The sequence below is a fragment of the Amycolatopsis pittospori genome (genome assembly GCF_013870525.1).
In the GTDB taxonomy this organism is placed as follows: domain Bacteria; phylum Actinomycetota; class Actinomycetes; order Mycobacteriales; family Pseudonocardiaceae; genus Amycolatopsis; species Amycolatopsis pittospori.
This window is the reverse complement of record NZ_JACBXD010000045.1, coordinates 56,521-65,035: the sequence shown is the minus strand read 5'-3', so window position 1 is coordinate 65,035 and position 8,515 is coordinate 56,521. Positions and strand designations below refer to the sequence as shown.

Annotated in this window: 7 protein-coding genes; 2 read left to right on the top strand and 5 right to left on the bottom strand. The window is 69.9% G+C overall.

The genetic code is table 11. The annotated features are described in order from the left end of the window. Positions 1–2,441: DEAD/DEAH box helicase (locus H5J31_RS24130; RefSeq protein WP_181774916.1), on the top strand; the 2,441-nt coding region annotated here is incomplete at its 5' end. Next, on the top strand, positions 2,434–3,138 hold the full coding sequence (locus H5J31_RS24125; protein ID WP_181774915.1) for an SWIM zinc finger family protein: 705 nt from the start codon (positions 2,434–2,436) through the stop codon (positions 3,136–3,138). The genes H5J31_RS24130 and H5J31_RS24125, both read left to right, overlap by 8 nt. On the opposite strand, the gene H5J31_RS24120 is transcribed toward H5J31_RS24125, so the two are convergent. From H5J31_RS24120 to H5J31_RS24100, 5 genes are read right to left on the bottom strand one after another with little or no spacing between them, the layout of a single operon-like run. Continuing rightward, on the bottom strand, positions 3,129–3,908 hold the full coding sequence (locus H5J31_RS24120) for an enoyl-CoA hydratase (protein ID WP_181774914.1): 780 nt from the start codon (positions 3,906–3,908) through the stop codon (positions 3,129–3,131). The two genes, H5J31_RS24125 and H5J31_RS24120, sit on opposite strands and share 10 nt — an antisense overlap. After that, positions 3,905–4,792: a 3-hydroxyisobutyrate dehydrogenase gene (gene mmsB / locus H5J31_RS24115; protein ID WP_181774913.1), complete on the bottom strand. Its 888-nt coding sequence runs from the start codon at positions 4,790–4,792 to the stop codon at positions 3,905–3,907. The genes H5J31_RS24120 and mmsB overlap by 4 nt, the downstream gene beginning before the upstream one ends. Next, positions 4,789–5,823: an enoyl-CoA hydratase/isomerase family protein gene (locus tag H5J31_RS24110; protein WP_181774912.1), complete on the bottom strand. Its 1,035-nt coding sequence runs from the start codon at positions 5,821–5,823 to the stop codon at positions 4,789–4,791. Before H5J31_RS24110 ends, mmsB begins: the two co-directional genes overlap by 4 nt. Then, a complete protein-coding gene (locus tag H5J31_RS39945) occupies positions 5,820–6,959 on the bottom strand; it encodes an acyl-CoA dehydrogenase family protein (protein ID WP_181774911.1) in 1,140 nt (379 codons plus the stop codon). Before H5J31_RS39945 ends, H5J31_RS24110 begins: the two co-directional genes overlap by 4 nt. Positions 6,960–6,966: 7 nt before the next feature. Beyond that, positions 6,967–8,466 carry a CoA-acylating methylmalonate-semialdehyde dehydrogenase gene (locus tag H5J31_RS24100; protein ID WP_181774910.1) on the bottom strand — a complete coding sequence of 500 codons (1,500 nt, stop codon included), beginning with the start codon at positions 8,464–8,466 and terminating at the stop codon, positions 6,967–6,969. Between the last annotated feature and the right edge of the window lie 49 nt (positions 8,467–8,515).

Genomic DNA, 8,515 nt, shown 5'->3' with positions numbered 1-8,515 from the left:
TCCGCACCCTGGTCGACGCCGCCGTCCGCGATCGGCTGGCCGCCGCGGGCTTCGCCACCGAAAGCGACGGTCGCGAGGGACCGTTCGGATCGTGGCTCCACGCGCTGAAGACCGCGGACGACCGGGTCGACCAAGCACCGGGACGGATGGGGATCGTCGCCGAGGGCATCGCGGCCTGGGATTCCGTCGGCGACACCGACCTCACCGAGGGCACCGTCTGCCTCCGGCTCGACGAGGTCCCCACCCTGTACGGCCCGGCCGACGACCCCGACGACCAGACCGGCGACGGGACCAAGTGGCAGCTGCGTTTCCTCCTGCGCTCCGCGGCCGATCCCAGTCTTCTGCTCCCGGCCGAGGACGTCTGGTCCGGTAAGGCGGGCGCGAAGTTCACCGACCCCGAGGGTCTCTTCACCGCCGAACTGGAGCGAGCCGCGGAAACGCTGCCCTTGCTCGACCCGGCGGTCCGGATGGACAAGCCCGGCCTCTACGACCTCACCGTCGCCGAAACCGTGGAATTCCTCGACGGCGGTGCGGAACGGCTGGTCGCGGCCGGATTCGACGTCCAGCTCCCGGCGAGCTGGGGTGGCAGGCGGAAGCTCGCGCTCAAACTGTCGGTCCGCGGCGCGCCCGTCGACCAGGCCGCCGTGCACCGGCTCGGCCGTCATCAGCTCGCCTCGTATCGCTGGTCGCTCGCGGTCGGGGAGGACGCGCTGACCGACGAGGAGCTGGCCGGTCTCGCCGCCGCGAAGTCGTCCTTGGTGCGGCTGCGTGGCCGCTGGGTGAGCGTAGATCCCGAACTGCTGCGCGCCGGTCTCGAGTACCTGCGCCGCGACCCGGATCGCGAGAAGCCGCCGCTGCCCACCCCGGCGGATCTGCTCGCCCTACTCCACGGGTTCACCGACGCGCCGCTGCCGGTCGCCGAGGTCACGACCGACGGCTGGATCGACGACTTCCTCGCCGGGCGGATCCAAAAGACCATCGAACCGGTCGAGTTGCCGCCGACCTTCCTGGCCACCTTGCGGCCCTACCAGGAGCGAGGCGTCGCCTGGCTCTCGTTCATGGCGTCGAGCGGGCTCGGCGCCTGTCTCGCCGACGACATGGGCCTCGGCAAGACCGTCCAGCTTCTCGCGCTCGAAGCGGTCGAACGGGCGCGCGACGAGTGCGGGCCGACGCTGCTCGTCTGCCCGATGTCGTTGCTCGGGACGTGGCAACGCGAAGCGGCCAAGTTCGCGCCGGAGCTCCGGGTCCACATCCACCACGGCGCCGACCGCGCCCACGGCACCCGGCTGACCGCGCGCATCGGCGCCGCCGATCTCGTCGTCACCACGTACTCGACCGCCGCCCGCGACGCCGAAGAACTCGCGGGCACCCGCTGGCACCGGCTCGTGCTCGACGAGGCGCAGGCGGTCAAGAACCAGAACACCGGTCCGGCGCAGGCGTTGCGCCGCATCCCGGCCGGTCACCGGGTCGCGCTGACCGGAACGCCGGTCGAGAACCGGCTCGCCGACCTGTGGTCGCTGTCCGATCTGCTCAACCCCGGCGTCCTCGGTGGCAGGCAAGAGTTCCGTGAGCGGTTCGAAGTCCCCATCGAACGCCGGGGCGATCTGACCGCGGCCACCGAATTGCGCCGGCTGACCCGGCCGTTCCTCTTGCGCCGCCTCAAAACCGATCCCACGGTGCTCGCCGACCTGCCCGAGAAGATCGAGATCCTCCAGGAATACCGGCTCACCCGCGAGCAGGTGACGCTCTACCGCGCGACCGTCGACGAGATGATGACCAAGATCGCCGACAGTGCCGGGGTCAAACGGCGCGGCAACATCCTCGCCGCGATCACCAAACTCAAGCAGATCTGCAACCATCCCGCGCATCTGCTGCACGACGGTTCCCCGCTCGGAAACCGGTCCGGCAAGGTCGCCCGGCTCGAAGAACTCCTGGCGGAGATCCTGGATTCCGGCGATCGCGCGCTGTGCTTCACGCAGTTCGCCGAGTTCGGCCACCTGCTCGTGCCGCACCTCTCCAGCAGGCTGAACGCGAAGATCGCCTACCTGCACGGCGGGTTGTCCCAGCAGCGCCGCGACTCGATCGTCGAGCACTTCCAGTCCGGCACGGGTCCGCCGATCCTGCTGGCGTCGTTGAAGACCGGGGGAGCGGGCCTCACGCTCACCGCCGCCACCCACGTCCTGCACCTGGACCGGTGGTGGAATCCGGCGGTCGAGGAACAGGCCACCGACCGTGCCTTCCGCATCGGCCAGCGGCGGAGCGTCCAGGTGCGGAAGTTCGTCTGCCCGGGCACGATCGAGGAACGGATCGACGCCGTCATCACCAAGAAGGAAGCGCTGGCCGGGCTGGTCGTCACCGATGGGGAGGACTGGCTCACCGAGCTGTCCACCGACTCGTTGCGCGAGGTCTTCGCCCTGGGGAGGGAGGCGGCCGATGACTGAAGGATTCCGTCCCGCGCTCGACGAATTGGGCATCCACAAAGGACTCGTGCCGCCGTGCCGCGTCGCTACGTCGACAGTCGGGCCGGGCGCGGCCGTCGCTCAGGTGCGGGTGACGCGGCAACGGTTCTACGAGGTCCGCATCGGTCTCCCGACGTTCGGCAAGCAGGTGTGGACGGCGGTCCTCGCCGCCATCGTCGACGACGAGGCCACGACGGCGGCCATGCTCGACGGCCGGGTTCCCGACGACATCGAGCGCTACTTCGCCGTGGAGGGAGTGCCGCTGTTCCCGGAGCCCGGGGAGATGTCGCTGGACTGCACGTGCCCCGGCACCCGTGTTCCGTGCGATCACCTCGTCGCGGCCCTGATCGCGTTGGCGGACGAGGCGGACACCGACCCGTTCGCGATCCTCGCCTTCCGCGGACGCGAGCGGACGACGTTGCTCGACGAGATCGGGCGACTGGCGGGCGCCCGCGTCACGGCTCCGCCAGCGGAAGCCGAGACGCCGGGACTCGACGAGGTCATGGACGACTTCTTCGGCTGGGGCCCGGCCGGGGACGTCACCAACAAGCGACGGCCGCCGGCCGGGGACGCCCTGGGGCTGCTCGACGAGGTCCTGCCGCTCAAGGCCACTGTGGACGGAACCTCGGTGACCGCCCTGCTGCGGCCGCTCTACCGGGTGCTCACCGGTCAGGAGTGAAGGAACTTCGGCTCGCGCTTCTCGGTGAACGCGGCCATGCCCTCCTTCTGGTCGTGCGTGGCGAAGGTGCCGTGGAACAGGCGCCGCTCGAACCGGAGCCCGTCGGCCAGACCGGACTCGAAGGCCTGGTTGACGGCTTCCTTGACCATCATCGCCGCGGGTCGGGACATGCTCGCGATCTTCGCCGCGACCGCGAGCGCCTCGTCGAGCAGGCTTTCGGCGGGCACGACGCGGGAAACGAGGCCCGACCGCTCGGCCTCGGCGGCGTCGATCATGCGCCCGGTGAGGCACAGGTCCATCGCCTTGGCCTTGCCGATCGCGCGGGTGAGCCGCTGCGAACCGCCCATACCCGGGATGACGCCGAGGGTGATCTCCGGCTGGCCGAATTTCGCGGTGTCGGCGGCGATCAGGACGTCGCACATCATGGCGAGTTCGCAGCCGCCGCCGAGGGCGTATCCGGAGACCGCGGCGATCAGCGGCACGCGGACGCGGGAAAGCGCGTCCCAGCCGGCGAACCAGTCGGCCGCGTAGACGTCGCTGAACGACTGCGGCCGCATCTCCTTGATGTCGGCTCCGGCCGCGAAGGCCTTGGCCGAACCGGTGAGCACGATGGCCCCGACGTCGGGATCCTGGCCGAGTTCGGCCGCCGCCGCGGTGATTTCGCGCATCGCCCGCAGATTCAGCGCGTTGAGTGCTTTCGGGCGGTTCAAGGTGATGAGGGCGACGCGGTCGCCCGCTCGCTCGACGGTGATGGTCTCGTACTCGCTCATGCGGTGGTTTCCTTGGTGAGGAGGCCGTCGCGGACGGCGGTGATGATGGCGGAGAAGTCCCGGCCGGGGCCGTCCCGTTCGACGAACGCCGCGTAGAGTTCGGCCGCCCGGGTCCCGAGCAGCGTGGCGACGTCGTTGTCCCGGGCCGCGGATTCGGCCAGGCGCAGGTCTTTCAGCATCAGGCCGCTGGCGAACCCGCCGCCGTACTCGCGGTTCGCCGGGCTGGCCGGGACGGGGCCGGGCACCGGGCAGTTGGTGGTCAGTGCCCAGCACTGCCCGGAGGCGGTCGAGGCGACGTCGAACAGGGCCTGATGGGTGAGGCCGAGTTCCTCGCCGAGCGCGAACGCCTCGGATACGGCGATCATCGAGACGCCGAGGATCATGTTGTTGCAGATCTTCGCCGCCTGACCGGCGCCGGACGCTCCACAGTGGATCGCGCGGGCGCCCATGACACGAAGGAACGGCTCCGCGGCGACGAAGGCCCGCGAGTCGCCGCCGACCATGAAGGTCAGCGTCCCGGCTTCGGCACCGACCACTCCGCCGGACACCGGTGCGTCGACGGCGCGGTGACCTGCGGCGACCACGAGATCGGCCGCACGTCGGGCATCGGCGACGTCGATCGTGGAGCAGTCGACGAACAACGTCCCGGGCCGCGCGGACGGCAGGATCTCCTGGTAGCAGTCGAGGACGTGCCTGCCGCTCGGCAGCATTGTCACCACGACGTCCGCCTCCGCGACGGCCGCGCTCGCGCTGTCGAACGGGGTCACACCGGTGGGCCGGGCGGTGGGGACCGGGTCGTAGCCGCGGACCGTCTCACCGGACTCGACCAGGTTGGCGGCCATCGGGGCACCCATGTTGCCCAGGCCGAGGAAGGCGATCGTCATCGGGCCACCCCGCTCAGTTCGTAATCGCCGAGGTCGGCGAAGTAGGACTCGACCAGCGTGTCGTCCACTTCGGACAGTGTTGCCGGTGACCACTTGGGTGAGCGGTCCTTGTCGATGATCTGAGCTCGGATGCCCTCGACGAACTCGGCCGAGGACAGCGCGCGCGTCGACACGCGATATTCCTGCGCCAGCACGGTTTCCAGGTCGGGCATCGTGGCCGCGGTGCGGAGCGCCCGCAGGGTCACCTTCAGCGCGGTGGGCGACTTGGCCTCGATCTCCTTGGCCGTGGTGGCCGCCGCGTCGCCCCCGGCGTGGAGCCTGGACAGGATCTCCTCGACCGTGTCCGCCGCGTAGCAGTGGTCGATCCACTCGGCGTCGGCGGCCAGGCCGCTCGGAGGCGCGGGTTCGGCGATCAGGTCCAGGGCGGTGTCCGGGGTGCGGGACGCGAGCGCGTCGAGCAGGTCCGGGATCCGTTCACCGGAGACGAAGTGGTCGGCGAGTCCGCAGTGGATCGCGTCGGGGCCGGTGATCGATCCCGCGGTGAGGGCGATGTGCGTGCCGAGTTCGCCCGGCGCGCGGGACAGCAGATAGGTGCCGCCGACGTCGGGGACGAAGCCGATACCGACCTCGGGCATGCCGATCCGGGAGCGTTCGGTGACGATCCGGTGGCTACCGTGCGCGGAGACGCCGACCCCGCCGCCCATGACCAGCCCGTCCATCAGGGCGAGATACGGCTTGGGGTAGCGCGAGATCAGCGCGTTCAGCCGGTATTCGTCGGCCCAGAAACGCAACGACGCGGTGCCGCCGGTGCGGGCGTCGTCGTAGATGGCGCGGATGTCGCCGCCCGCGCAGAGGCCGCGGTCACCGGCGCCGTCGATCAGCACGGCACGGACCGCCGGATCGGAACGCCACGCTTCCAGGTGGTCGAGCATGGCGAGCACCATGTCGTGGTCGAGCGAGTTCAGCGCCCGCGGCCGGTTCAGCGTGATCCGGCCGATCCCACTGTGGACGAGGAATCCGACGTCGTTCACGAGGCCTCCTGCAGCATTCGGCGCGAGATGATCACGCGCATGATTTCGTTGGTCCCTTCCAGGATCTGGTGCACCCGCAGATCGCGGACGATCTTCTCCAGCCCGTACTCGGCGAGGTAGCCGTAGCCGCCGTGTAGTTGCAGCGCCTGGTTGGCGACCTCGAACCCGGTGTCGGTGCAGAACCGTTTGGCCATCGCCGACAACTGGGTCGCGGTCTCCTCGCCCTGGTCGAGCGCGTCCGCGGCCCGCCAGAGCAGGGTCCGGGCGGCTTCGAGGTCGGTGCGCATGTCGGCGAGCCGGAACTGCAGCGCCTGCTTCTCGGACAGTTTCGTGCCGAACGCCGAACGCTCCGAAAGATGCCGGACGGCCATGCCGAGCGCGGATTCGGCGCCACCGAGGGAACAGGCCGAGATGTTCAGCCTGCCGCCGTCCAAAGCGGACATCGCGACCCGGAACCCGTTACCCTCGCCGCCGAGAAGTGCGGACGCCGGGATCCGGGCGCCCTCGAAGATCACCTGGCGGGTCGGCTGGGCGTTCCAGCCCATCTTGATCTCATTGGGGCCGAAGGACAGGCCCGGCGTGTCCCGTTCGACGATGAACGCCGAGATCCCGCGCGCGCCGGGACCGCCGGTGCGGGCGAGTACGACGTGGACGTCGGAGGTGCCGGCGCCGGAGATGAACTGCTTGACCCCGTCGAGCACGTAGTGGTCGCCGTCGCGGCGGGCGCGGGTGGAGAGCGCCGCCGCGTCGGAACCGGCGTCGGGTTCGGTGAGGCAGTAGCTGCCGAAGGCGTCCATCGTGGACATCCGGGGCAGGTACCGATGCCGCTGGGCGTCGTCGCCGAACTTCTCGATCATGGTCGCGACCATGTTGTGGATCGAGATGTACGCGGCCAGCGACGGGCATCCGGTGGCGAGCGCCTCGAACACCAGGACGCCGTCGAGCCGGCCGAGCGCGGAACCTCCGAGGTCTTCGGGCAGGTAGATGCCGCCCATCCCCAGTTGCGCGGCCTTCCGCAGGACGTCGACCGGGAAATGCTTGGCCTGGTCCCATTCGATCGCGTGCGGGGCGAGGTGCTCCGCGGCGAACTCCGCCGCGGTGTCACGCAAGGCCCGCTGTTCGTCGGTCAGTCTCATCGCGGCCTCAGTTCATCGTCGGGATGACGAAGCTGGCGCCTTCTTTGGTACCCGAAGGCCAGCGCGAGGTGACGGTCTTGGTCTTGGTGTAGAACCGGACGGAGTCCGGGCCGTGCTGGTTGAGGTCGCCGAAGCCGGAACGCTTCCAACCGCCGAAGGTGTGGTAGGCGATCGGGACCGGGATGGGCACGTTGACGCCGACCATCCCGGTGTTCACGCGCGAGGTGAAGTCGCGGGCGGTGTCGCCGTCGCGGGTGAAGATCGCGACGCCGTTGCCGTACTCGTGTTCGCTGGGCAGGCGCAGCGCTTCCTCGTAGTCGGCGGCCCGCACGATCGACAGCACCGGGCCGAAGATCTCCTCGCGGTAGACGCGCATGTCGGTGGTGACGCGGTCGAAGAGGCAGCCGCCGAGGAAGAACCCGTTCTCGTGACCGTCCACAATGGTCCCGCGACCGTCGACGAGAAGCTCCGCGCCTTCCGCGATGCCGATGTCGATGTAGTCGCGAACGCGCTGGACGGCTTCGGCGGTGACCAGCGGGCCGAAGTCGGCCGTCTCGTCGAGGGACGCTCCGACCTTGAGTGTCTTGACGCGTTCGGTCAGCCGGGCGGCCAGCGCGTCGGCGGTCGCCTCGCCGACCGGGACGGCGACGGAGATCGCCATGCAGCGTTCGCCCGCCGAGCCGTAGCCCGCACCGATCAGGGCGTCGACGACCTGGTCGAGGTCGGCGTCCGGCATCACGATCATGTGATTCTTGGCGCCACCGAAACACTGCGCGCGCTTCCCGTGCGCGGCGGCGGTCGTGTAGATGTACTCCGCGATCGACGACGAGCCCACGAAGCCGACGGCCTCGACACGAGGATCGGTCAGCAGCGCGTCGACGGCTTCCTTGTCCCCGTTGACCACGTTGAACACGCCCGGCGGCAGACCGGCTTCGAGGAAGAGCTCGGCCAGCCGCAGCGGGACCGACGGGTCGCGCTCGGACGGCTTGAGCACGAAGGAGTTGCCGCAGGCGATCGCCGGAGCGGCCTTCCACAGCGGGATCATCGCGGGGAAGTTGAACGGGGTGATGCCGGCGACCACGCCGAGCGGCTGCCGCATCGAATAGACGTCGATCCCGGTGCCCGCGCTGTCGCTGTACTCGCCCTTGAGCAGATGCGGGATGCCGATGGCGAACTCGACCACTTCGAGGCCGCGCTGGATGTCGCCGCGCGCGTCGGGGACGGTCTTGCCGTGTTCGGAGGCCAGCAGCCGGGCGAGGGAATCCTCCTCGGCGCGGACGAGGTCGACGAACTTCATCAGCACGCGGGCGCGGCGCTGCGGGTTCCAGCGAGCCCATTCGAGCTGGGCCTGTGCCGCGTCGGTGACCACCGTGGCGACCTCGGCGGCCGACGCCAGCGGAACGCGGGCCTGGACGGCGCCGGTGCTGGGGTCGAAGACGTCGGCGAAGCGACCGGAAGTACCCGATACCGGCTTGCCGCCGACGAAGTGACTGAGTTCGGTGCTCATGGATGCCCTTTCGGCGAAAGTACGCAGGACGAAGCCGCCCGAGGACCAC